General features: G+C 59.5%; 22 protein-coding genes and 1 tRNA gene. 10 read left to right on the plus strand and 13 right to left on the minus strand.

The window, feature by feature from the left end:
* Positions 1–111: 111 nt before the first annotated feature.
* The 7 genes from NE609_RS06690 (at position 112) to NE609_RS06720 (ending at position 5,257) form a co-directional block, all read left to right on the plus strand.
* Positions 112–1,110, plus strand: coding sequence for a hydrogenase maturation nickel metallochaperone HypA (locus NE609_RS06690; protein WP_256152091.1), 999 nt, complete (start codon positions 112–114; stop codon positions 1,108–1,110).
* Between the two features lie 22 nt (positions 1,111–1,132).
* Complete coding sequence (locus NE609_RS06695; protein WP_256152092.1) at positions 1,133–2,347, plus strand: class I SAM-dependent rRNA methyltransferase; 1,215 nt, start codon at positions 1,133–1,135, stop codon at positions 2,345–2,347.
* Positions 2,348–2,405: 58 nt separating this feature from the next.
* Positions 2,406–2,594, plus strand: a complete 189-nt coding sequence (locus NE609_RS06700; RefSeq protein ID WP_101548640.1) for a PspC domain-containing protein — start codon at positions 2,406–2,408, stop codon at positions 2,592–2,594.
* Positions 2,595–2,797: 203 nt separating this feature from the next.
* Positions 2,798–3,226 carry a 50S ribosomal protein L13 gene (gene rplM, locus NE609_RS06705; RefSeq protein ID WP_101548642.1) on the plus strand — a complete coding sequence of 143 codons (429 nt, stop codon included), beginning with the start codon at positions 2,798–2,800 and terminating at the stop codon, positions 3,224–3,226.
* Positions 3,227–3,245: 19 nt separating this feature from the next.
* Positions 3,246–3,644: a 30S ribosomal protein S9 gene (rpsI, locus tag NE609_RS06710; protein ID WP_101548644.1), complete on the plus strand. Its 399-nt coding sequence runs from the start codon at positions 3,246–3,248 to the stop codon at positions 3,642–3,644.
* Between the two features lie 379 nt (positions 3,645–4,023).
* Positions 4,024–5,070, plus strand: coding sequence for a G5 domain-containing protein (locus tag NE609_RS06715; RefSeq protein ID WP_158595707.1), 1,047 nt, complete (start codon positions 4,024–4,026; stop codon positions 5,068–5,070).
* Positions 5,071–5,180: 110 nt separating this feature from the next.
* Positions 5,181–5,257: transfer RNA gene (locus tag NE609_RS06720), tRNA-Arg, on the plus strand.
* Positions 5,258–5,311: 54 nt separating this feature from the next.
* On the opposite strand, the gene NE609_RS06725 is transcribed toward NE609_RS06720, so the two are convergent.
* The 11 genes from NE609_RS06725 to NE609_RS06775 all read right to left on the minus strand — a co-directional run bounded on the left by NE609_RS06725 (position 5,312) and on the right by NE609_RS06775 (position 18,875).
* Complete coding sequence (locus NE609_RS06725; RefSeq protein WP_256152093.1) at positions 5,312–5,530, minus strand: hypothetical protein; 219 nt, start codon at positions 5,528–5,530, stop codon at positions 5,312–5,314.
* Between the two features lie 238 nt (positions 5,531–5,768).
* Complete coding sequence (locus NE609_RS06730) at positions 5,769–6,506, minus strand: DUF4367 domain-containing protein (RefSeq protein ID WP_256152094.1); 738 nt, start codon at positions 6,504–6,506, stop codon at positions 5,769–5,771.
* Positions 6,506–7,063 (minus strand): RNA polymerase sigma factor, encoded by a 558-nt coding sequence (locus NE609_RS06735; protein WP_256152130.1) that lies wholly within the window; start codon positions 7,061–7,063, stop codon positions 6,506–6,508. Before NE609_RS06735 ends, NE609_RS06730 begins: the two co-directional genes overlap by 1 nt.
* An 88-nt stretch (positions 7,064–7,151) precedes the next feature.
* The gene (locus NE609_RS06740; protein ID WP_101548662.1) at positions 7,152–7,484 is read right to left on the minus strand and encodes a helix-turn-helix domain-containing protein; all 333 of its coding nucleotides are present in this window, start codon (positions 7,482–7,484) and stop codon (positions 7,152–7,154) included.
* 265 nt (positions 7,485–7,749) lie between these two features.
* The gene (locus NE609_RS06745) at positions 7,750–8,358 is read right to left on the minus strand and encodes a sigma-70 family RNA polymerase sigma factor (RefSeq protein ID WP_256152095.1); all 609 of its coding nucleotides are present in this window, start codon (positions 8,356–8,358) and stop codon (positions 7,750–7,752) included.
* 405 nt (positions 8,359–8,763) lie between these two features.
* The gene (locus NE609_RS06750; RefSeq protein WP_256152096.1) at positions 8,764–9,930 is read right to left on the minus strand and encodes a hypothetical protein; all 1,167 of its coding nucleotides are present in this window, start codon (positions 9,928–9,930) and stop codon (positions 8,764–8,766) included.
* A 1-nt stretch (position 9,931) separates the two neighbouring features.
* Positions 9,932–10,912, minus strand: a complete 981-nt coding sequence (locus NE609_RS06755; RefSeq protein ID WP_256152097.1) for an RHS repeat-associated core domain-containing protein — start codon at positions 10,910–10,912, stop codon at positions 9,932–9,934.
* A gap of 79 nt (positions 10,913–10,991) precedes the next feature.
* The gene (locus NE609_RS06760; protein ID WP_256152098.1) at positions 10,992–11,717 is read right to left on the minus strand and encodes a hypothetical protein; all 726 of its coding nucleotides are present in this window, start codon (positions 11,715–11,717) and stop codon (positions 10,992–10,994) included.
* 3 nt (positions 11,718–11,720) lie between these two features.
* Complete coding sequence (locus NE609_RS06765) at positions 11,721–17,138, minus strand: RHS repeat-associated core domain-containing protein (RefSeq protein ID WP_256152099.1); 5,418 nt, start codon at positions 17,136–17,138, stop codon at positions 11,721–11,723.
* A gap of 54 nt (positions 17,139–17,192) precedes the next feature.
* Positions 17,193–18,518, minus strand: a complete 1,326-nt coding sequence (locus tag NE609_RS06770) for an RICIN domain-containing protein (RefSeq protein ID WP_256152100.1) — start codon at positions 18,516–18,518, stop codon at positions 17,193–17,195.
* A gap of 120 nt (positions 18,519–18,638) precedes the next feature.
* Positions 18,639–18,875: a BhlA/UviB family holin-like peptide gene (locus NE609_RS06775; protein WP_101548672.1), complete on the minus strand. Its 237-nt coding sequence runs from the start codon at positions 18,873–18,875 to the stop codon at positions 18,639–18,641.
* A 612-nt stretch (positions 18,876–19,487) separates the two neighbouring features.
* Here NE609_RS06775 and NE609_RS06780 point away from each other — a divergent pair.
* Positions 19,488–19,577 (plus strand): DUF4491 family protein, encoded by a 90-nt coding sequence (locus NE609_RS06780; protein ID WP_243107450.1) that lies wholly within the window; start codon positions 19,488–19,490, stop codon positions 19,575–19,577.
* A 67-nt stretch (positions 19,578–19,644) separates the two neighbouring features.
* Here NE609_RS06780 and NE609_RS06785 read toward each other — a convergent pair whose 3' ends face one another.
* Positions 19,645–20,520 carry a Sir2 silent information regulator family NAD-dependent deacetylase gene (locus NE609_RS06785; RefSeq protein ID WP_256152101.1) on the minus strand — a complete coding sequence of 292 codons (876 nt, stop codon included), beginning with the start codon at positions 20,518–20,520 and terminating at the stop codon, positions 19,645–19,647.
* Positions 20,444–21,256: a protein-ADP-ribose hydrolase gene (locus NE609_RS06790; RefSeq protein WP_256152102.1), complete on the minus strand. Its 813-nt coding sequence runs from the start codon at positions 21,254–21,256 to the stop codon at positions 20,444–20,446. Before NE609_RS06790 ends, NE609_RS06785 begins: the two co-directional genes overlap by 77 nt.
* 299 nt (positions 21,257–21,555) lie before the next feature.
* Between NE609_RS06790 and NE609_RS06795 the strand changes: the two genes are divergently transcribed.
* Together NE609_RS06795 and NE609_RS06800 are read left to right on the plus strand one after the other, a co-directional pair.
* Positions 21,556–22,110: a cupin domain-containing protein gene (locus NE609_RS06795; protein WP_101548676.1), complete on the plus strand. Its 555-nt coding sequence runs from the start codon at positions 21,556–21,558 to the stop codon at positions 22,108–22,110.
* A 216-nt stretch (positions 22,111–22,326) separates the two neighbouring features.
* Entirely contained in the window at positions 22,327–23,502 is a 1,176-nt protein-coding gene (locus tag NE609_RS06800; RefSeq protein ID WP_256152103.1) for a M20 family metallopeptidase, read from the plus strand.
* Positions 23,503–23,514: the final 12 nt, after the last annotated feature.

The raw sequence follows: 23,514 nt of genomic DNA on the forward strand, positions 1-23,514 counted from the left end.
CCCGCGCGCGAATGCCGCGCGCCGTCTGTGGCCGCGGTACGACCGGGCCGCCGGGTCGGCCCGGGGGTTGACGCGGCCGGTATCGGGAAATTTTCTGGAGGGGGTGGCCTAATGCGGATCAAATGCGGTTCCTGCGGAAAGGTCTACGATTACGACAAGGATGAGCTCTGCCCCAAATGCGGGGCGCATAACCAGCTTCCCCGCGCGGAGGGCGCAGCGGCCGCTCCGCGCGCGGAAACGGCGGAGCCGCAGCCCCGGCGGGGCTGGCAGACCTACCGTCAGCCGAAGAGGGCCCCCGGCACGCCGCCGCCCGGATGGACGACCTACACGGCGCCCACCACCCCGCAGGAAAAGCGGTCCAACCGCTGGAAGGTCGCGGCGGGCATTTTCCTGTTCGTGCTCATCATGGTGGTGGGCGGTTTGATCGGCGGCCTTTCGGCCTACCACGCGGCCCGGGAACGGCAGGAGCGCGGCGCGGCGGCCGCCTCGGCCGCGGCCTCGCTCGCGGCGCGCGCGGAGCGGGAGGCGATGGCCGCCTCGCTTGAAGCGCCGGACGAGTGGGAAGACTGGGAGGTGTGGGACGACTGGGACGACGGGCAAGCGCCCGCCGCACCGGCGGCGGACGGCTTTTTTGAGGACGGAGCGGACGGCTCCGTCCCCGCGGAGCCTTTCTCCGCGCCCGCGCCGGATCTCTCGGCGCTCGCGAGCTTTACCTACGGGACGGAGGTCGGCGCGTCCAAGGGCGTGACGCTGACGGTCAACTCCGCGGGCCCGGCCGACTCCGCCGGGCTGGAAAGCCTGCTGCTGCCGGGCGAGAAGGCGATCTTTATCGACTTTACCGCCGAGGTCACCGACGCGGACGCCTTCGGGCGGGAGTTCTTCCAGCCGCCCTTCGTGCGGGTGGGGCAGGACGGCGGGCGTTCGCTGTGGCCCTACGGCGCGGAGCTGCCCGCCCCCTTCACGCCGCTCGACGTGGACGGGATGCGCTACACCGACCGCACGGTGACCTCCGGGCAGCTCTTTTTCGCGGTACCGGAGGACTGCCACACCTTCATGCTGCACTACGGCGACCCGGATGAAAGCTATTACATACAGAGAATAAACGTATAAAATATACCGATTGGAGTAAGCCATGAAGCAAAACAGACCATTCGCCCGGGCTGCGGTCACGCGCAAGGCGCAGAAATCGATTGAGGAAGGCCACCCGTGGGTCTACGACACCGAGATCACCGGGATCGAGGGCGGCTGTGAAAACGGCGGCCTGATCGACGTGGTGAGCGATAAGGGCGCCTACCTGGGCACCGGCTTTATCAGTGAGCGGTCGAAGATCCGCGTGCGCATCCTCTCCCGCAACGCCAACGACCGGTTCGACGAGGCGTTCTGGGAGCGGCGGCTGCGCTGGGCGTGGGACTACCGCAAAACGGTGATGGGGGAGGATGCCTCCTGCTGCCGGGTGATCTTCGGGGAGGCGGACCAGTTCCCCGGGCTCACGGTCGACCGCTTCGGGGAGGTGCTCGTGACGCAGACGCTCTCGGCGGGCGTCGAGCGGATAAAGCCCCTGCTCTTCCCGCTGCTCAAAAAGGTGCTCGAGCGGGACGGACAGGCCGTCCGTGGCGTCTACGAGCGCAACGACGCCGCCATCCGCGAGCTGGAGGGCCTTCCGCAGGGCAAGGGCTGGTTCGGCGGCGACGGCGGCCCGACCCGCACCGAGATCACCGAAAACGGCATCGTCTACGGCGTGGACTTTGAAAACGGGCAGAAGACGGGCTTCTTCCTCGACCAGAAATATAACCGGCGGGCGGTGGCGAAGCTCGCGCGCGGCCGCCGGGTGCTCGACTGCTTCACCCACACCGGCTCCTTTGCCCTCAACGCGGCGGCGGGCGGCGCGGCGCACGTGTGCGCGGTGGACGTCTCGGCGGACGCGGTGGCGCTCGCGGCGGAAAACGCCCGGCGCAACGGGCTGGACGGGGTCGTCGAGACGAAGGCGGCGAACGTCTTCGACCTGCTGCCCGCGCTGGAGGGCGGCGCGGAGAAATACGACTTCATCATCCTCGACCCGCCCGCCTTCACCAAGAGCCGCAAAACGGTGGACCGCGCGGAGCGCGGGTATAAGGAGATCAACCTGCGCGCGATGAAGCTGCTGCCGCGCGGGGGCTACCTCGCGACCTGCTCCTGCTCCCATTTCATGACCGACGGCCGCTTCCGGCGGATGCTGGCCTCCGCCGCGCGCGACGCGGGGGTGCAGCTGCGGCAGATCGAGGCGCGCCAGCAGTCGCCCGACCACCCCGTCCTCTGGAACGTTCCGGAGACCGACTATCTGAAGTTTTACCTCTTCCAGATCATCTGACGGCGCGTCCGCGCCAAAACCGTCTGCCCCCGGCGCGCCGGGGAAGTTAGGAGGAACTATGAAAAAGCTTTACCGTTCGGAAACCAACAGCATGCTCGCCGGGGTGTGCGGCGGGCTGGGGGATTATTTCGGCGTCGACGCGACGCTCATCCGCCTGGGATGGGTGCTGATCTCGCTGATGGGCCCCGGGCTCATCGCCTACATCATCGCCGCGATCATCGTCCCCAAAGAGAGCGAAGTGATTTGAGCGCCTCCCGTCCCCCGGGAAAATGTGATTTGCATCCGGAGGATACGGGAGAACCAAAGAGAAAACAGGCGAAAAACAGAGCGTGTCATTTGTAAATTAAAAAACCTGCAAAAAAGTGTTGACAGGGCGCGGGGCGCGGGTTATAATACAAATTGTCGCGAAATGCAAACCGGATTTAGAAGAAGAATATTGGAGGAAAAGGTATGTCTACAACTATGCCGAAGGTAGCAGAAATTACCCGCAAGTGGTATATCCTTGATGCTGCCGACAAGCCGCTGGGGCGCACCGCTGCTGTTGCGGCGTCGATCCTTCGCGGGAAACATAAACCCATCTTCGCGCCCAACTGCGACTGCGGTGATCATGTGATCATCATCAACGCGGAGAAGGCCGTCCTGACCGGCAAGAAGCTCGATCAGAAGATGTATCGCCGTCACAGCGGCTGGATCGGCGGCCTCAAGGAGGTCCAGTACAGCAAGCTGATGAAGGAGCGCCCCGAGCTGGCGATGATGCTCGCCGTCAAGGGCATGGTCCCCGACACGGTCATTGGCCGTAAAGCGCTCACCAGATGCCGCGTGTTCCGTGGCGCGGAGCATACGCATGCCGCGCAGAAGCCGCAGGCGTGGACACTGTAAGGAAGGGGAATTAACGATTATGTACGAAGGCAGACCTTATTTTTACGGTACCGGCAGAAGGAAACAGTCCGTTTCCCGCGTCAGGCTCTACCCCGGCACCGGCTCGATCACCATCAACGGCCGTGACATCGACGACTATTTCGGCCTTGAGACCCTCAAGCTGATTGTCCGTCAGCCGCTCAACCTTACAGACACCCTCGGCAAGTTCGACGTTGTGTGCACGGTTGCGGGCGGCGGCGTTTCCGGCCAGGCCGGCGCCATCCGCCACGGCATCTCCCGCGCGCTGCTCCAGAACGGCGAAGAGATGCGCCCGATCCTCAAGAAGGCCGGGTTCCTCACCCGTGACCCTCGTATGAAGGAGCGCAAAAAGTACGGCCTCAAAGCGGCCCGCCGTGCGCCCCAGTTCTCCAAGCGCTGATCATTTCCCGGCTTTTTCAAACCGCATGGAGCCACGCTCCATGCGGTTTTTCGTTTTTTCGGAACGATTCCCGGGGACAGGCTTCTGCTGAAATTAATATGAAATTTTTGTGAATTTTACCCGTCAGCGACGTTTTGGATTGGGGCAATTTTGTCCCAATTCGTCGAAAAGATGCGGAAAAAAACTGACAAAATGAATTTTTGACGAGGAAGTTGCACAAGATGGATTTGACAAAACTATGCAATCTGAATATAATTGCAACTACTCCGGTATACTAAGCAAAGGGTAAATTTACCAGATTATTTTTTGACAGCGGAGTGCACCCAATGCGTACCGGCCGATGGAAATTCCCCCGGCCGGCGAGCAAGAAGGAGTAGGTATGAAAAAACTTTGGAGCGAGGTCCGCGCGCTGGGCAGGTTCCTGCGCAGCCGGATCTTTGCAGTCAGTATGCTTTCTCTCGTGCTGGCGTTCGTGGTCTACCAGATCACGACCGCAACCAACACCGTCTACGTCATCGACGAGGACGGCCGCACGGTGAGCCATACGATGGAAAACCGCCCCGACCGGATCCTGCAAAGCGTCGGCCTGGGCGCCCTGGCGGCCGGCGATCCGGGGCTGGGGGAGATATCGGGACACTACGTCCAGGTGGACACGACGAAATCCTTCCGCGTCACCCTCACCGCGGACGGCGAGACGCAGGAATACGAGGTGGGCAGCGGAACGACCGTCAGCGAGCTGCTCCACGACAACGGCATCGAATACGACGGCAACGACCTGCTGGACCCTCCCGCCGAAAAGTCGCTCGAGGATGGGGACGAGGTCGTCCTCCAGCGGGTGGAATATGAAAAATACACCGTCGACGAGGCGATCCCCTATGAGACGGTGCGCAAGAATTCCCCGCTTCTGCGGGTGGGGAACAGTCGGACGATCCAGCCCGGCGCGGACGGCATCAAGACGTTGACCTACGTCCAGAGGACGGTCGACGGGGAGAAAGAGGACGTGCAGCTGCTCGGCGAGAAGGTCACCCTCGCGCCGGTCACCGAGACGATCCTCATCGGGTCGCTGACCCCCGTTTCCCCGCTCGATTTTGACCTCAACGTGGACGAGGAGGGCCGCCCGGTGGAGTACGCCCGGCTGCTGACCAACCAGGTCGCGACCGGCTACAGCGCGCGGCAGGGCGCCAAGACCGCCAGCGGGCGGTACGCGGTGCCGGGGCATGTCGCCGTCGACCCGCGTGAGATTCCCTACGGGTCCCGGCTGTATATCGTCTCGCACGACAACAATTTCATATACGGCTGCGCGATCGCCGCCGACACCGGCACCGGCCTGCTCGCCGACATCGTCGACGTCGACCTCTTCTACGACACCTACGCGGAGAGCGCCCTCAACGGCCGCAAGATCGTGGATATCTACGTGCTCGATTAAAACAGGCGGCCGCTCCCGTCCGGGTGCGGCCGCCTCCGTTAATTTTTGAAAAAAGACTTGACGAAACCTTCCAAACATAGTATTATAGTAAGGCTGATTACAGTCAGTATGCGCCAGTAGCTCAGCTGGATAGAGTGACTGGCTACGAACCAGTAGGTCGGGGGTTCGAGTCCCTTCTGGCGCACCAAAAACGGACACGCTCATGCGTGTCCGTTTTTTTGTCCTTGGGCCCTGCGGGGATTCATTCGACGAAAGGCTGGTTATCGGACGCGTTGCGCACCGTCTCGATGACGGCTCCCGTCCGGTGGTCGGTAACGGTGATCGTCAGGTAGACGCGGTATTGGTAACCGGAGGACAGGGCGCGTTTGGCGGTCATGCCGCAGCCGCCCTGCCCTTCAATCGGGCCCCAGTCCTCCACGGTCCTCCAACGGCCGTCGTATCTCTGGAGCTCAACGATCATCGAGCAGTCGTTGTTGCTGCTGAGGTTGACGTCCGCTTCGATGCTTGCCGTTCTTCCGCTGACCTTAAAGGTGTTGTCGATCCCGCCGATATCGATCCAGCGTGCGGACCCGGAGACGGCAAGGAACAGGGCGACGATGCAGACCAGAAGCAGGGAAACCGTTTTTTTTCATGTTCAACACTCCTTTATCATACGTTTTACATAAAAACCGAGCGGAGGAATGGCGCCTTGCAGAGCTTCACGACGTCCTGACGCTTTTCGCGATCTGGATGATTTCGTCCTTTGTGACAGGCCCGTCGATGTGAAACCCGTACAGGCCGTTATGCCAGACGATGCCGACTTTGCTCCCGTCCTTTCGCGCAAAAACCGTTGCCGGCGTTCCGTCCAGATCGGCGGGGATCTCGATGCGGTCCTCCGTATCGGCGGAATAACCGTCGGCGATCGGATAGACTGTAAAAAACAGAATCCCACGGTCGGGATCTATGTATTGTATGGTCGACCGGTCCGCGACCGTTTTGGTTCTGAGAAATGTAAACCGCTCCGGGATTCTTTTGGGGAAATACCCGCTCTCCCAGCTCTCCGGTTTTTCTCCAATGGTATACCCGCCGGCGTCCACGATGAATTTTGAGTATTTATCATATTTTTCAAAAAAGTAGTTGGACACGGGAACGCGGAAGGCGGACACCGTAACGAACAGCCCGACCAGCAGGATGCTGAGGGCGGCCGCCGCAAGCATCGCGCCCTTGATCCCACGCCGGACGGCTTTCCCGCGGGCTTCTTCGCGCCGCTCTTTCTCCAGCTTTCGTTCGATCTCCCGCCAGATACGGTTTTTTATCTCTTCGTCCGGGGCCGGCTCCGCGGCTGCGCGGGCATGGTCGGCCTCCCATTCAAGTTCCGCCGCGATCAGTCCGGCACATTTCAGCAGGTGCTCCAGATATTGTTCTTCATACTCCCGTTCGAATCTTTCAATGTCCATCACGTCACTTCTCCCTTGGAAATAAGCCGCTTCAATTCCTCTTTTGCCCGCTTGTGGATGACGCTTGCATATTCCGGCGTGACGTCAAGCAGCCTGCTGACGTCCTTGATTTTCAACCCGTAATAATAGTGCAGGATGATGAAACTGCGGTAAAGCGGTTTCAGGTTTTGGACGTAGGCGCGGAGAAGCAGATAGGCCTCGTTCCGGATGACCGCCCCTTCGACGGCTGCGGACACGTCGGGCAGAGCTCCATATTTCTCTTCAAATTCGTCCATGCTCCAGCAGGGCTTGGCCGCGCGCTCGTTGATCAGGTTGAAAATCCGATGGGTGAGGCATTTCTTTAAATAACAGTACGGCGAATGCAGCTCCCGGAGGGCCTTTATGTGCCCGGTCATATCCAGAAACAGCGCTTGCACCTGATCGAGGGAATCCTCCCGGCACTGCAGGATGGAATCGGCATAGGAAACGAGTGCCCGATAGGTTTCATTATATAGTTCCTCCAGATATTTCCGGTCCTCATCGTTCCCGATGCGGACGGCGACTATAATCGGCAGCATGATATACACGGTAACCGCCTCCTCCGCGCGTACATCAGTTGCAGGTTTTCACAGTGTGCCGCATTGACGCGGGCAGCGCTTCCGCCATTTATTTTCCATCGTTCTCAAGCCGATGCTCCTCCAGGAAGCGAAAGATGTCGGCCCGGCTGAACTGATACGCCCTGGGGCTGAACTGATCCGCCTCCTCGGGATTCAGCGTGCAGCCGAAAAAATAGGAGGCGGGAACGTCCAAGGCGCATGCGATTTCTTCGTAACAATAGAGCATGACGTGCTCTCCTTTTTCCAGACGCTTCAGCGTCTGCGTGGAGATGCCGGACAAGTTTGCGAGATCTTCGCGCGAAAGACCTCTTTCGCGCCGCACCTTAGAAACGCGCAGTCCAGCTTCCTTGCTGAACGGAGTCGGTACCCTTTTCCTGTGCATATTAGCTCCCTCCCCTCCGGCTCCGATTATATTTTACCATTTAAAAGGGTGAAATAAGGACGGATTCCCAACAAATAGTTGTCCCAATTGATGCTGTTCGGGAAAATAACAAAGAAGGGGGAGCGCAGCCGGCACCCCCTCCTTCTTTGTTCCGAATGCGGGACCCCTGCCGCCGCAATCGGCGCGGCCGAACTCCCCTGCCGGGAGTTCCCGACCATTCGCCGCGCCCGCGCCGTGGAAGGCCGGCACGATAAAGACACGGCGATCAAGTGTTTTTCAGCGCTTTGTCCTGTTCGGTTATATAGGCCTTCAGCTTTTCCAGCGCCCGCCTCTTCGATTTTGAAACCGCGGACTCTGAGACGCTTAATATCCGGGCGATCCTTCGCGTTCCATACCCACATATAAAGTGGCAGCGGATGATGTCCGCCTCACGTTTCGTCAGCACCCCCAGGAGGTCCTCCAAAACAATGTTTGCATCGAACGCGGGTTCATAGGACATTTTAGATTCCAGCCAGCCCGGGGGGCCGCCGTTCTCATCGTCCGCACCGGTGTAATTGGAGATCGGGATACAGAAGCGGCTTTTGTCGGCGGCCTTCGACAGCTGGATATAGGCGTTGTGCATGCTTTTTATGATGTAGCCCGCGAGACGGTTATCCTGATGCAGGGTATCCCTGTTTAGATCGACAGAACGGATGATTTGGATGAAATGCAGCGTCAGGCTGGCCTCCGCATCCTCGGCCGAAACAAGATGCAGCCGCCGTATGTAGGTTTTCATGAGAGGGCGGAACTGCGAAAGCAGGCAGAGCATCGCATCTTGACCCGCACGATCCGTACGCTGGGCCTCCCGCACTTTTTTCACCAGAAGATCAGACATAGAGCTTCCCCCCTGGGTGATACCAAGGAAGCTACATGCTGAAACTTAACCCCCGATGTCGATTTTTTTCGAATGAGGAAGGGAAGAAGGGCCGCCGCGATTTTATGGCATGTTTTTTTACTTCCCTGATACGTTTGGGGGGTTCCCTTCCTGAAAGTTCCACCTATTTACTAAGAAGGGTAAAAATAGAAAAACCCAACAGTCAATTTCAGGCAAAAAAATTAGCGCCCCATAGGAGCGCGTGACATTGGCTGCAATTTAAAAACGTGCGCTGCAAATTGTGCAGCGCACGTTTTTGCTTGTTTAATTGTTGCGCAGGACTCCCCGAGCTATAGCGCCAGTAGCGCCTGTTACATCCGGCAACTTAGGGATAGGATAGGAATTGCGATTGATTCTGCCATATGCTTATTCAAGTAGGATAGCTTCTTGCTTGCCGGACAAATTTTCCCGGAAAAGATGGAGCTGCCTTTCGGGGTCATCGTAGTCAAATCTTAAATAATAAATCGATTTGCCAATGACACAGAAATTCGCGACCGTGACATCAGAGATCCTGCGAAAACTGCCGGTTGCATAGTCGATATATCCCAAAAAACTTCCGGGGAAAGCAAGATCGCTCGCATCGTCGAAAACAACCACACCTGCCTCATAACTGGACAGGGGATTGTGCGGAGATTCAAAATAGATATCATTGAGCGGAAGGACTTTTTGGACCGTTCCGCTTGCTAAATCAATAAGTTTGAGAGTACGGTTGTCCGAGGTTATATAAGCCAGATCGGAGTCGCGGATTGACAGGTAGGAGATGTGGTCCTCCAGTTCGTAAAGACAGCGGCTTTCCTGGCTCTTTAGATCCATTGCAAAAAGCGACTGGCTGTGTTGGGCGTCAGGCAGTTCTTGTTCCTGTATATAGTAGAGCATATGATTGGAAAAGCAAAAATTTGTGACTTTATTCACCAATTCCTGCGGCGCCTTATCCGGGCGTATGAGGTAGATGTCATACGGGGGACAGGGAGATGGAGGGCCAAATGCAGCTTTTACTCCATATATTTCTCTTCCATACCGATAGAGGGAGTACATATCATGGGAAGGCAGCTGTGTAAGCTTTCCGGAGACTATGTTGACACAGAAGTAATCGATATAACCGTCTTTTGCTTTGACTTTTAGAAGGAGACTTTTTTCATCGTAAAGCTGTACTTCCCACAGATTTTCTGTTGTCGTCAGCAAAGTTCCGTGTCCCGATCCATCCAATAAATAATAGAAAATTTCTTTCGGGTGTTGATCTTTTTCAAAATAGATGAGGCAGTCTCCTGCCTGGAGCAGATCACTATGGAAAGCTTGCCGCTCCAAAGCGGCGCCGTCTATAGACGATATGGCATCAATGAATTCCTTCGGCGGGGGATAGAAATCATATGGAAACGAGCCCTCCTGATTTGGAGGTGGCACAAACTCGTCCAGCGCGCCTGACTCAGGCGCGCTGGACGAGCTGTTTAAGGGGATATTATACACGGGCGCCCTTTCGGAACTACAGCCGCAGGTGAGTAATAAAAGGGAAAAAACGACGAGAAAAAGCTTCATGTTATCCCCCTTGTTCTGGGAAGAAGGTGTTGATATCCGCCCCGTTTCTAATTTCGAAATGCAGATGGCTCCCAAATGAGTTTCCGGTATTTCCAACTTGGCCGATCGGAGCGTCAATGAAGACATAGTTCCCTACCTCGACAGGTGCAGATTCGGAGTAAGACATGTGCGCATAAATCGCAATGGAATCGTCTGCCATTCGGATCCGAATGGAATTTCCGTAAGGATTTCCAATGATCGGAGCCCCGTTATTGTCTCGCTTAATGTTTCCGCTGGCATCAACTTCATAATATGAAATTTGCCCCTTATCATTTTTAAATCCTCTTACGGTATAGTCATCTGCATATCCCCAGTCAACACGATCGACGATTCCACCGGTAGCTGCATGAATGGTTGTTCCTTTATCGGCAATAAAATCTTTCGAGTTCCCATGCCCTGGATATGTTCTCCCGTTAGTATTTTCCTTAATCGGAAATGTTACTGCCGTACGCCCTTGATGGTATGCAATATCCCATGGGTCTTTTTTGTTTCCTTTTACAAAATCCCGGTATTCTTGAGAATCATAATAATTATTTAACGGGATCCTAGAGGCCATGCCAGTTGGATCTGTAAATTGTATAGGGTTATTTCTACCGTAAACATAGTAGTTCAGGTCTTTTCTGGCCGGGTCCTCGGTGGTGAACCTTCCGATCCGCGGGTCGTAGTTCCGCGCGCGCAGGTAGTAGGTGCCGATCTCGCGGTCGAAGTACTCCCCGCAGTAGCGGAAGGGGTTCATATCCAGCGGCTCCGGGTCGATCTCGTTGCCGAAGGCGTCGTAGCGGTAGGTCTTGAGCATATTGCCGCTCGCGTCCAGCCGGTGCAGCACGTCGCCGTGCGCGTCGAAGAGGTAGTACTGCAGCGTGCCGTCCATCTCCCGCGCGATCAGCCCGGTCCCGCGGATGTACCGCGTGTTCAGGGCGCCCGCCGCGCCGACCTCGGCCACGATGTTCTGCCCGTCCCACAGGTGGATGTGCGTCGCCGCGGCGCTCCCGCTTCCGGTTGGCCTTAGTTTTTATAAGTAATTACACCTCGGAATCCGTCTTCTGGGGCCGTTGCCTTTTGCGCGCGATTTGTTGTTTGACGCAGAAGAAAACAACCAAAACCATGTAAAGAGGGAATAAAAACCAGGCATATCGCACGATTAGCGGCATACGGTCACGCATATCGATCAGAATCGTTTCCGTTCCATCCGGTTCAACCCGAACGATATGGTCAATACACACGAGGGCATTTATCCACTCCAGAGGTTTTACCGAGTGTTGCATCCGATAGGTAACTCCGTTGACCTCTTTCTCAAGGCTATTAATAACACGCCAATATGGGTCAAGGTGCCCCTCTCTGATTTTCATAACATCTTTTACGTTTCCCTGAGAATCAACAATGCGAACATAGTTCCCTCCGCTGTTCACCAAGATATCGTCGCCATACCAAGCAACTCTATAAGGACCCCGCTCTACCTTATAACCGTATTGGAATTCTCCGTTATCGTTATAGACATCTATTTGCTTTTTGGCAACATAGCATGCGATCCAGCCATTTTCATGCACTGCAAAAGCATAAATATATCCCGCTCCAGGAGTGTCCGCCAATGAGAGGGGTTTTTCTAGTTGCTCTTTTATACTGAGATCGTCTTCCGGAGGGAAAGAGACCAAATCAAAGCCTGTATTCTCGGCGGCTGCCCTAACGGGCAGTCCGCCGAGAAGCACGCAGCTTATCAGGATGAGACAGATATACCGAAGTTTTTTCATGAGTTACCACTCCAACATTTTTCTATATAACCCTTCCAGTTGGTCAAAAATGTTTTGATGTAAAAATGTAGATGTGATGGTAGGTCCTACATGAAGTTCGAAGCCCTTTCCTATTCCTGATTTAATAGTTCCTCCGTGGTAAGTGTTTTTGTTTTCATCTTGAATACGAAGATAGTCGGCCCCCACGATAAAGTCTGCTCCGCCAGTGCCGCCCGCTTCGATCGTCGATTTTTCCAAGTAGGTTATGTCAGGGGCGTTGGTAATTGTTTGCGTTGCAACTACAGAACCGGACAGCCAGCCTTTAAAAGTCGCACCTTCATCGAGCCCATCTAGGGACTTCGTCAGATCAGGAACGCCAGTACCAGCACCAGCTGACACACTGTAAGTTACCTGTATTGCAGAGTTTCCGTGCAGATCCTTTACAGATGTAACCCCACCCGAAAAGTTTATAATCCCAAGGACGGTTGCGTTCCCTTCAACTCCTTCAGAGTATGTACCGGAAAGTTTCTCCATGCGAGACCGAAGCCTTTTCAGTGGCTCGTAACCCAGACGATAAACAGCTCCCTTGACTCCCAGCTTGTACGTATTATTTGCCAGCCAGCCTTTCAAAGTTGCCTTTTGTGAAGATAAGCCTGTCGGGTCGGTATACCGCACCGGATTGTTGTGGCAGTAGGTATACAGATTGAGGCTGAGCGGATCGACCGCCTTCCTGTCCCCCGGGAGCGAAACGGTCGCGCTGCGCAGGGCGTCCTCGGTGGCGAACCTTCCGATCCGCGGGTCGTAGTTCCGCGCGCGCAGGTAGTAGGTGCCGATCTCGCGGTCGAAGTACTCTCCGCAGTAGCGGAAGGGGTTCGTGTCCAGCGGCTCGGGATCGATTTCGTTGCCGAAGGCGTCGTACCGGTAGGTCTTGAGTACGTTCCCGCTCGCGTCCAGCCGGTGCAGCACGTCGCCGTGCGCGTCGAAGAGATAGTACTGCATCGCGCCGTCCATCTCCCGCGCGATCAGCCCGGTCCCGCGGATGTACCGCGTGTTCAGGGCGCCCGTCGCGCCGACCTCGGCCACGATGTTCTGCCCATCCCACAGGTGGATGTGCGTCGCCGCGGCGCTCCCGCTTCCGGTCGTTTTGCGGTACCGCAGGCCGTCCGGACGGTAGGCGAAGCTGGCGGAACCGGATGGACCGGTAATTCCTTCCAGTTGCCCAAATCCATTATACGTCCGCGTTTCGGCGCCGTCAACCGTCGTTTTTGTGAGCTGGCTGCCGTTTCCGTCGTAGGCGTAGGTTGTGGCCGTAACGCCCGCCGTGTGGCCCGGGGAGTCGATGAAGTCCTCGCGGTCCTCGCGGATCAGGCGGTTGTTGAGATCGTAGGTGTAGGCGATCTCGTACCAGTCGTCGTAATCCGCGTTGTAGGCGAAGAGCGATTCGCGGTTGCCGAAGCGGTCGTAGGCGAAGTCGAGCTCGTAGCCGGTGTCGTCGCGGTAGTCCTCCTCCATGTACAGCCGGCTCATGGAGTCGTAGCTGTAGACGTAGAGGGTGCTGTCGTCGTCGACCCGGTTCACGCTGCCGTCCATGTAGTAGCTGTAGGTACGGTAGGACGGGCTGGTGTTTCCCACGTAGTTGTCGACCATCGTCACGAGGTTGGCGTAGTTGTAGGTGTAGCCCACGTAGATGCCGCTCTGCGGATACATCATCATCGTGCGGTTGCCGTTGGCGTCGTAGGAGTATTTGACGACTGTCGTGTTGTTGCTGCCCATCTCCACGAGGCGGCCCAGCCGGTCATAGAGATAGGTGAGGCTCATCTCCTGGACGCCGCCGCGCAGCAGGAAGAACTTCACGCGGTTGCCGTTCTCGTCGTAGACGTAGGCCTTCACCGTGCCGTCCGACTCGGTCTGCTTCACCATCCGGCCCATCGCGTCGCACTCGAAGGAGACGGTCAGCGTGCCGTTGGCGTCCTGCTTCTTCTGCCCGGTGCGGGTGTAGGCGTGGGTTACGCTCGACGCCGCGCCGTCCGCCGTGACCGTCTCGCGCACGATGCGCCCCGCGCCGTCGTAGGTATAGGCGGTGACGTTTCCGTTGCGGTCGGTTTTCGATACGAGCAGGCCGGTGGCGTCATAGGCGTTCGTCTCGACCTGATTCATCGGGTCGGTCGTCGTCAGCAGCTTGCCGAAGCGGTCGTAGGTGTAGGAGGTGACGGCCGCGCCGTCGATGCTGTCCCCGAGCATGCCGGTGTACTGGGTGATCTTGTTGCCCAACCCGTCGTAGACGAAGCGGGTGCGGATCTCCCGGTCGGCCCGGTCGTCGTACTGGATGGTGTCGATCACACGGTTTCGGCTGTCGTAGGTGTAACGGGTGGCGCGCCACTCGTCGTTATAGCCCATCTCGTAGTCCTCCTCGCAGCAGAGCTGGTCCTGCCGGGTGAGGTTGCCCGCCGCGTCATAGTAGTAGCGGGTGAAGGTGTGGAAGGACCTGTAGAAGGGGGCCTCCTGCTGGATGAGGCGGCCCGCCGCGTCATAGGTGAAGAGGGTGTCGTGGCCGGCGCGGTCGCGGGATTTCACCTTGCGCCCGAGCGCGTCGTAGGTGGTGTAGACGCTGCGGCCCACCGCGTTGATCTCGCGGGTCTGCCGCCCGGCGTAGTCGTATTCCCACATCGTGCTGTAGCCGCGGGGATCGACCGTCTTGACGCGGTTGCCGGCGCGGTCGTAGGTGTGCTGGGTGACGAGGTCGCCCACCTGCTCGACGGCCGCCTTGCCCATCGGGTCGGTCTGGGTGAACCTGGTGATCTGCGGCGCGCCCTCCTCGCCCGCGGTGACCACCTGTTCGAGCCGTGTCGCGCCCGGGTAGGCGGGGTTGTAGGTGTGGGTCTCGAGCATGTCGACCCCCTCGCCCACGGCCTGCTTGGTCAGGACCTGGTCGAACAGGTCGTAGGTATAGGAGATCGTGGCGCGCGGCGCGCCCGCGGCGTCATAGTTGATCTGCCGGGAAAGCCGCTGGAGGCTGTCGTAACGGTACTCGACGAGCAATGTCTCGGGGGAGAGGGCGTAGTCCTTTGCGATTTTGCCCAGCGGGGTGTACTCCTGCCGCCGGGAGAAGCCGTTTTCGTCGGTCGTGACGATCGTGTTGGCGGTGTCGTTGTAGACGGTCGTGCGGAAGGCTGCGTCCGGATGGGTCACCTTGGTGACGCGTCCGACGCCGTCGTATTCGGTCGCGGTGGTGTTGCCGTTGGGGTCGGTCGTGCTGACGGCGCGGCCGAACCAGTCGTAGGCGGTTTCGGTGCGCAGGACGCCCGCGCCGTTCGGCGAAGGGACGAGGACGCCGTCGATATCCCTGACGCCGGAGAGCTGTTGGGAGACCGGCTGGTCGGTGTAGCTCCCGTAGGTGTAGGCCGTCTCGACGAAATCCGCCGCCGTTTCCAGATCGTCCCCGTGGTAGCGCTTCTCGGAGGTCACGCGGAAGTTCGCGTCATAGGCGTAGTGGGTCTTCTCCCGAAGGGCCTCCGCGCCGTCCCGCTTTTCATAGACCTTCCGCCATTCGGGCACCTTGCCCTTGCCGTCCGCTTCACTGCGCAGGGTGTCGCGCTGGATGACATACCGGCCCGCGGCGATCAGCGTGGACTGCTCCACCGGAATGCTGAAATTGCCGTCGTAGACGAAGGCCTGCTCCTGGTCGCAGCCGGGACGAGCCGGATAGCGCTCGATCTTCTTGAGGACGTCGCCCCGCTTGTCGGCCGAATAGGTGTATTCGGTGATCCGCTGCCAGATGTTGAGCTTGTCCTCAAGCCCGGCATAATCGTAGTTGAGATAGGAGTCGAGCTGGGTCTTGAGCAGACGGTCCTGGTAGCCGTACTCGTGCCGCTCCACCTCCTTTTCCGCGCCGTTCACGCGGTGGAACAGCCGTTCCGAACGCTTGAAGCCGTCGTCCCGGAACTCGGTGGTCTCCCACACGTCGAAGCCGCCCGAGGCGTTCTTGTGGGTGTGGATGGTCGCGGTGGCCGTGTAATAACTGCCCCAGTCCTGGACGCCGTAGAGGAGCTCGCCGTCGTCGTCCTTCTGCTTGTTGCGCGCCTCCTCCGCGGTGTAGCTGAAGGTGCGTTCGTCGACCGCCGTATCGGACGCGCCGGGCAGGTCGCGGCGGGAGGCGAGCAGTGGGATCTGGTGCTCGCCCTCAAAGGGCGACTCGTAGCGGTCGACGCGGGAGGTGTAGGTATACTCGGTGCGCGCGCCGGTGGGATGGTCGATGGCGGTCAGCAGCACTGAGGTGATATCCACCGGCAGATCGCCCGTCTCCTCCCGGCTCATGCGGGTGTAGTGGCTCCGGCGGTCGTAGGTATAGGAGGTGGTGCGGCCCGCTCTGTCGGTGGCTGCCTTCAACTCGCTGTTTTCCACCGTGTAGGTCATGAGGACTTCGCCGGTGTCCTGCCGCTTGACCGTGAGGGCGGTCCCCGAGAGCTCGAGGAGGATGACGCGGCCGAAGGTGTCGGTGATCTGGTTCATGCGGCCGGCGGCGTCGTACGCAAAGGAGATCTCGTTGCCGAACCGGTCGGTCATGCGGACAAGGCGGTTGTTCGTATCGAAATACGCCTTGCGGCCGTCCTTATAGGAGACGGTGTAGGCGTTGTTCGACTTGGAGACCGCATAGTCCTTGAGCGGGTAGTCCTCAAAGCCGTTGTCGTCCTCGTTGATGGGCAGGGAGAGGCCGTTTTCAAGGTGCACGAAGGTCTTGTAGCGGGTCCGGTAGTCCTGGGTGAGCACCTTCTCGATGGAGGGCAGCATGAACCGCCAGCCGTAGCCGAGGCCGTAGAGCTTGTGAAAATGGTCGTTCGGACGCTTGGAAGTGCGCAGGAAGACGTTGGTTTTCCACGGATCGGGCCAGATGTAGCCGTCGTAGTACTCCTGGTCGTTGTCGAAGGTTCCGTCGTGGTTTTTGACCTCCACGTCGCTGTACCTCTGCTTCACCTCGCTGTTCAGCGCCGATTTGGAGGTCCAGAAGAGGAAGCTGTCCTCCTTGCGCACGTACATGGTGGGATTGCGGTCCTGCCACTTGGCGCGGTAGACGACGGTGTTCCAGCGGTCGCCCTCCTCGTCGTCGTAATAGAGGTTGACGTCCTCGGTGTTCGACTTGGAGGAGTCGTACTGGCGGGAGAGGCGCAGGTCGAAGCCGCCCCTGCCCGGCAGCACGAGGTCGTCGTAGGTGAGCTGGACAGCGCCGCTGTTGAGGATGACGTCCTCGTTGCCGATCTCGACCGAGAAGGGCGCGTCGTTGTAGTCCTTGGGGTCGCTCCATGAGGGGGTGATGGTGTCGCCGGGCGGGTCGGGCTTGACGATCTCCTCGGCGGCGGAACGGGCCGCGCGTGCGGAAAGCCGCCGCCGCAGCTCCTCGGTCCGGTCATAGAGGACCCAGCCGTTTTCTTCCTTGATTCGTTTCATAGGGGACACTCCTTTTCATGTCATGTCAAGTGGACGTTTTTCCTTCCCACGGCCTCACGCGGGGCTGTTTGAAAACTTGTCGATGTTGGCGAGCATCCGGGCGTGGCAGGCGCTGCACCAGAAGCTCCTCTGCGCGCCGTTTTTGACGGCGTTGTAGATCGTCTGGGTGTTGCTGTTCGGGTCGGCGATGCAGCTGGAATCGTGGGCGGTGCTCTGCGCCCCGAAGATGTCGGAAATGCCGCGCAGCGTCAGGGCGACGAGCTGCTCAAAGGTGACGTTGAGCGGGAGATTCATGGCAATATACGGTTTCAGCGGCACGCTCGCGTAGTAAAACTGCTCGCCCAGACCGAAATTGGAGTGCCTGCCGGAGGCGTTGGTGCACTTGCGGTGGCCGTCCCAAAGAAGGTGGAAGCCGTTGTCGTAACGGCCGCGGGCCTGGTACCAGTAGAGCTGCTTGGGCCAGTTGTTGTGGTGCAGCGCGTCCTCCTCGCCGCTGTAGGTGTTGGTGCAGGGACCGCCGTGCTCGCAGAGGTAAAGCATGCCCGCGCAGTCGTCCGCAAGGGAGGGGATCATTTCGCTGACCGACGGGGCCGGCCGCAGGCCGTACTCCCCGTAGAGGATGGAAAAGGCCTCGTTCGCGATGCTGTTGAGCCGTTCCTGGATCGCCAGGCCGGAATAACCGGAATGATACATGAAATACCCCTGGTCATATTCCATGTAGGGGGCGATGAAGGGCTCGAGAACCCACTCGTCGTTGAGGGCGGCGTTGTCGGTGTAGGCGTACTGCGCCACGTTCGCTCCCTCCGCCGAGGCGTTGGCGGGATCGACGCAGAGCGCGCGGGCGCCGCCGCTCGCCCGGGAATAAAGGACGTAGCAGCCGCGTGCATTTTTGGAGAGGGCCCAAAGCTGGGCGGTCTCGGGCGGATCCTTCCCGAGGGCGAGGCCGACGTTGGCGCCCTCGGCGGCGCTGCCGGAGAGGACGGCGAGCCGTCTGCCGGGGGAGTGGCGCGGGGCAAGCTGCCAGCCGCCGCTCTCCTGCGTGAGGTACCAGACCTGGTTCGGCGTTCCCGCGAAGGCGCGCTGGGTGCAGTTGGAGCCCGTTTCAGCGCCGTCCGCCGTGAGGTAGAGGCCGCTGCCGGCGTTGCGCAGGCAGTAGTTCACCTGCGTGCGCGCGTCGGGCGGGGCCGCGGCGGCGCGCGGGATCGCCGTGGAGGCCGGGCGAGCGGCGGGAGCCGGGCCGGCCAGGGGGCTGAGCGCGGCGCGCCCGCTTTTCGCAGAGGGCTCGAGCAGGATTTGCGCGCCGGGAATCTCGCCGAGGATCAGCCCCTGCGCGGAGGGGATGAACCCGGCCGTCTGACGGTGTTCGTGCGAGTTACACATAGTGCATTCTCCTTTTCTTTTATTTGCCGAGGGCCGTGAGGAGCCGTCCGTTTCCCGACAGGCTGTGATGAAACGCGGCTCCGGACCCTGAACAAGCTATTGATGGATTCCGCTGGCGGATCATTCGGGACTTTTTTCATCGACGGCGCAGAGATGGTCCTGAAGCAGCTGCTTGACGTCCGTGATATCCTTCGCGGTTTCCGTGAGGCTGAGGATCATCTGCTGATAGTTTTGCTCGCGTTGGTCCTGGCGCTCATCCCGTTTTTCCTGGCTCTTGAGGATATAAAAGATCAGCGCGACGCTGAGCAGTGCCCAAACGCCGTCCACACTGAACATTTTCAGAAATTCCATGTCCATTGCATTCACCTCCCAACGTGCAGCGGTTGCCGGCAGGGGCGTGCGTGTCCTGCCGCCCGGGCCTTGGACCAGGCCTGCGGATGATAAGAAGTAAAACCGCGTCCAAAAATTGGCCTGCAAATCAAAAAATACCGGATCACACCCTCGACCCCGCGCGATGCAGAAGCCGGTGGGATGGTTTCCGGTTTGTAACGTAGGACCGGGTACTGGCTTGCATCCTGACCGGCGTGCAGTTCACCCAAGAATGCGGTTTTAATCCGTTCGCCGGCAAGTCCCCAAGCGGCAGGTTCCGGGAGCGCTTCTTCGGGAGAAACTGCCTCGGAATGGATCTCAAGCCGGATTGTAACAGCTGAAGTAAATACAAAAAAACGGACTGGGCGTTTGCCCAGTCCGTTTTTTTGGCGGAGGTGTTTTGTCCGGAGTTTTCTTTGCAGGCGAAGTCGCGCGCCGCCGGTATTTTTTCGTGATACGCCGCAGATCGCATATTGACGGGCGCATCTTTTCGGATTGTTCCAGTAATGGTAATAAATTAACAGGGCATACCGCCTCTCACCGGAACATTTCACTGGCCTTGCGCCGTGCGCGGCTTCCGTCTTCGTCGCGCAGCCCGTTTTGTCGGCGGCGCTTGCGGTGGAGGGCTTTTCCGCGCTGTGGAGCATCGGGAAACTCAAAGAGCAGGAGGAGCGGGTGCGCAAGGGCTGATCCCCGGAAAATCCCGGCCGCCGGAAGCCGTAGCGCCGAGGGACTTCGGGGATCCGCGGCGCGCCCTTTAGAGGCGCGCCATCTCCCGCAAAACCCCGCCGATATCCTGCTCGATGCAGATCGACCGCCCGGCGATTTCCCGCGGGGCGAACGCCTCCGTGAGGTTGACGCAGGCGTAGACGGCCCGCGGGTTTTCGTGCGTAAACTTCCAGAACGGGTATTTGATGATGGCCGGCGTATTCCCGCCCACGCCCAGCTCCAAAAAGAGCACCCGCCCGCCCCCGTAACGGCGCAGAAAGGCATCGTACCGGGATTGGGCGGCGTACCAGCCCTCGTCCTGCACGAACGCGGCGTCGCAGCGCAGATTCATCGTCATGGGACGTCCGCAGATGGGACAGCGGGGAATCAATTCCGTCGGGATCCGCAGGTCCTTCTGCTCCGCAAGCATCCGGCGCACGGCCGCCTCGTTGTCATAGGTCCTCTGACGGCAGGGCTTGGAGCATTGCCACAGGCCGTAGTCGCCCTGCGTGTAGAAGAGGCGCGCCTTGTCGAACCCCGCGTTTTGAAAACAGTGGTCCACATTCGTCGTGATGACGAAATACGTCTTGTCCCCCAGCAGTTCCAGCAGGAGCCGGTAGGGTTCGCCGACCGGCTGGTCGTAGCGGTTCCAATAGATGTGGCGGCTCCAGTAGGCCCAATACGCTTCCGGGGTGTCGTAGGGATAAAACCCCGCGGAATACATGTCCCGGAAATGGTACCTTTCGATGAAATCCCCGAAGTGCGCTTCAAAGCGCGGCCCGGAATAGGTGAGCCCCGCCGAGGCGGACAGGCCCGCGCCCGCGCCGACGACGACCGCCTCGGCCCGGTCAAGCGCCCGCTTCAGACGGCTGATCCGCTCCGAGCAGCCGCCGGTAGATGTGTGCGTCGAGATCCTTGAAAACATTGAAGATCACCTTTCTGACGGATGTCGGTTCCCGCAGGAAACCGGCGACCGTTTTGACGGCGATTTCAGCGGCCTCCTCGTTCGGGAAATGGTATTCGCCGGTGGAGACGCAGCAGAACGCCACCGTTTGCAGGCCGTGCTCCGCCGCCAGCTCGAGGCAGGCGCGGTAGCAGGAGGACAGCTCCCGGCGGTCCCGTTCCGTCACGCGGCCCCGGACGACCGGCCCCACCGTGTGCAGGACGTATTTCGCCGGAAGATTGTACGCCCCCGTCAGCTTGGCACGGCCGGCGGGCTCGGGATGGCCCTGCGCCCGCATGATTCGGCTGCACTCGTCCCGCAGCTGGAGGCCCGCCGCCGAATGGATGGCGTTGTCGATGCAGCCGTGGCAGGGGCAGAAGCACCCCAGCAGGGCGTCGTTGCCCGCGTCCACAATGGCGTCGGCCCGCAGGCGGGTGATGTCCCCCTGCCAGAGCGCGAGCCTTGGGTCGCCCGCGGTGACGGGGAGGAGGCCGGCGTCCACCACGCCCCTCTCCGCGCGCTCGGCGCAGAGCAGCGCGTCCTGCATGGCGAGGAACTCCCGCTCCAGCGGCATGGGCGGGCGGAGATTCATCAGGCTGCGCAGCAGGCGGCGCTGGCCGGGCAGGTCGTCCGGGAACCCGGCGGCCTGGCCGCGGTATGCGGGCATTTCGTCAAGCAGGACGCCGTTGAGACGGCGGATCAGTTCGATACGGTCCATAGTGCCTCCCGGGCCGCGTGAAAATCGGCCGCCCCGGACGGCGCCGGGGCGCTGTGGCGGAACGCGGCTGTTGATCTTATTGTAGCCTCCTTCCGCCGGACCGGCAAGTACGCACAATCCGGTGCCATAGTTTCCCGCGGGAACCGGATCTCCGCCGGGCCGGACCCGCGCGCGGCGGTGCATTGACAATTAACGGCCGATCTCCTATAATAAAGACAATTTACGACAACAGCTGCGGGGAACCCCCGGCCGGGCGCGAAGCCGGGACGGGCGGAGCCGGCGGGTTATGGGAGAGTAACGTGGAAGATCTGGATATCGGCAGTGTACTGCAAAACTGTAGAAGCGCAAGGAATATCAGCCTGCGGCAGCTGGCGGAAATGACGGGCATGACCGCCTCGATGTTAAGCCAGATTGAACGGAATCTGGTGAACCCGTCGATCAACACGCTCAAGCTCATTTCCATGGCGCTGGACGTTCCGATGTACAAGTTTTTCCTCAGCGAGGAGGAGGACCGGGACCTGGTAGTCCGCCGGGACGCGCGGATCACGCTCGGCAGGCCGGAGACGGAGGACATCGTCTATGAGCTGCTGACCGCCAACGTCAGCGGGGACATCGAGTTCTGCATGATGCACGTACCGGGAAAGAACGATTCCCACAACGTCGAGACGATGCACCACGGCGAGGAGGTCGCCTATGTGGTCAAGGGGCGGATCACCGTCTACGTCAACGACGTCCCCTACGAGCTGGAGGAGGGCGACAGCGTCCTGATCCCGCCCGAGAGCCTCCACCGCTGGAAGAACGACGGGGACGAGGAGTGCGACGTCCTGTTCGCGATCACGCCGCCCAGCTTTTGACGGCGGCGGGCGGCGGAAACCGACCGATATGGTCAGATTGTACAATTTTTTGGCTGTGAACAAATCTATTTGACGATTTTCAATTGAACAGGTTGACATTTTTAAAACGGGTGTTAAACTGTACTTAACAAACAGCGTTGTTGTTAAGTACTTTTTAATGCCCTTTTGTTATTTTCGCAGAAAATGACCGGGAAAAATGGAATGGAGGAACCTGCAGTGAAAAAAGACCTCTCCGCGGCATATGCGTACATCGACGAGATCCGGGAGGAGACCCTCGGGCTCTACCGGGAATTCGTCAACCGTGAAAGCTGGAGCAAGACGCCGGACAAGGTCCGCATATTTTCCGACTTCCTGAAGGCGGAGATGGAGAAGGCCGGATTCGAATGCCGGTACGTGCCGGTGGGCGTCAACGCCGACACGCTGGTCGGCGTCCTGGGCAAGGACCGCCCGGGCAAGCCGATCCTCTTCTGCGGGCACATGGACACCGTCTTCCCGACGGGCATGCACCCGGAAAACCCCTTCAAGATCGTCGACGGCAAGGCCTACGGCCCCGGCGTCCTCGACATGAAGGGCGGCATCCTGATCGCGCTGACCACCGTAAAGGCGCTCAACAGGATCGGGTACGACGAGCGTCCGATCAAGTTCTGCTTCTCGGGGGACGAGGAGATCAACCACACCGGCTCCCAGGGCGCCGAGGTGATGGAGGCGGAGGCGAAGGGCTGCCTGTGCGCCTTCAATATGGAGACGGGCATGATCGACAACTACCTCTGCACCGGCCGCAAGGGCTGCCTGCGCTACACGGTCGAGGTGGACGGCGTGGAGACCCACTCGGGCAACGACTTCCAGGGCGGCAGGAGCGCGATCGCCGAGATGGCCTACAAGATCATCGACTTCCACAACATGACCGACCTTTCGATCGGCAGCACCTGCAACATCGGGACGATCTCGGGCGGCACGGTGCCCAACGCGGTCCCCGCCCACTGCGAGGTGGTGCTCGACATGCGCTACACCACCCTGAGCGGCAAGGAAAAGCTGCTCGCCCGGCTCGACGAGATCTGCAAAAAGACCTACATCGACGGCACCTCCACCAAATACGCCTTCCTGAACAAGCTGGACGTCTTTGAGACGACCGACGAGGGCATGCGGTTCTTCGAGTACGTAAGGGGGATCGCGAAGGAATACGGCCTCCCGGAGGTCAACGGCCGCCCGCTCGGCGGCGGGTCCGACGCCGCGTCCACGACGATGGCGGGCGTCCCGACGATCTGCTCCTGCGGCGTGCGCGGGCAGTGGAACCACACCATGAAGGAGTACGCGGTGGTCGACTCGATCTTCGACAGGAGCAAGATGTACGTCGCCGCCGTGGCCAATTCGGATCAATTCGCACAGAAATGATATCTAGGAGGG

This window comes from Anaerotruncus sp. DFI.9.16, assembly GCF_024461615.1.
GTDB classification, from domain to species: Bacteria; Bacillota; Clostridia; order Oscillospirales; family Ruminococcaceae; genus Anaerotruncus; species Anaerotruncus massiliensis.

Coding starts and splice junctions, on each gene's coding strand:
- NE609_RS06745 (WP_256152095.1), bottom strand. CDS start 8,358: ATGTCTGATCTTCTGGTGAAAAAAGTGCGGGAGGCCCAGCGTACGGAT.
- NE609_RS06760 (WP_256152098.1), bottom strand. CDS start 11,717: ATGAAAAAACTTCGGTATATCTGTCTCATCCTGATAAGCTGCGTGCTT.
- rplM (WP_101548642.1), top strand. CDS start 2,798: ATGTCTACAACTATGCCGAAGGTAGCAGAAATTACCCGCAAGTGGTAT.
- NE609_RS06690 (WP_256152091.1), top strand. CDS start 112: ATGCGGATCAAATGCGGTTCCTGCGGAAAGGTCTACGATTACGACAAG.
- NE609_RS06785 (WP_256152101.1), bottom strand. CDS start 20,520: ATGTTTTCAAGGATCTCGACGCACACATCTACCGGCGGCTGCTCGGAG.
- NE609_RS06790 (WP_256152102.1), bottom strand. CDS start 21,256: ATGGACCGTATCGAACTGATCCGCCGTCTCAACGGCGTCCTGCTTGAC.
- NE609_RS06750 (WP_256152096.1), bottom strand. CDS start 9,930: ATGAAGCTTTTTCTCGTCGTTTTTTCCCTTTTATTACTCACCTGCGGC.
- NE609_RS06765 (WP_256152099.1), bottom strand. CDS start 17,138: ATGAAACGAATCAAGGAAGAAAACGGCTGGGTCCTCTATGACCGGACC.
- rpsI (WP_101548644.1), top strand. CDS start 3,246: ATGTACGAAGGCAGACCTTATTTTTACGGTACCGGCAGAAGGAAACAG.
- NE609_RS06730 (WP_256152094.1), bottom strand. CDS start 6,506: ATGGACATTGAAAGATTCGAACGGGAGTATGAAGAACAATATCTGGAG.
- NE609_RS06700 (WP_101548640.1), top strand. CDS start 2,406: ATGAAAAAGCTTTACCGTTCGGAAACCAACAGCATGCTCGCCGGGGTG.
- NE609_RS06735 (WP_256152130.1), bottom strand. CDS start 7,063: ATGCTGCCGATTATAGTCGCCGTCCGCATCGGGAACGATGAGGACCGG.
- NE609_RS06725 (WP_256152093.1), bottom strand. CDS start 5,530: ATGATCGTTGAGCTCCAGAGATACGACGGCCGTTGGAGGACCGTGGAG.
- NE609_RS06715 (WP_158595707.1), top strand. CDS start 4,024: ATGAAAAAACTTTGGAGCGAGGTCCGCGCGCTGGGCAGGTTCCTGCGC.
- NE609_RS06775 (WP_101548672.1), bottom strand. CDS start 18,875: ATGGACATGGAATTTCTGAAAATGTTCAGTGTGGACGGCGTTTGGGCA.
- NE609_RS06740 (WP_101548662.1), bottom strand. CDS start 7,484: ATGCACAGGAAAAGGGTACCGACTCCGTTCAGCAAGGAAGCTGGACTG.
- NE609_RS06695 (WP_256152092.1), top strand. CDS start 1,133: ATGAAGCAAAACAGACCATTCGCCCGGGCTGCGGTCACGCGCAAGGCG.
- NE609_RS06770 (WP_256152100.1), bottom strand. CDS start 18,518: ATGTGTAACTCGCACGAACACCGTCAGACGGCCGGGTTCATCCCCTCC.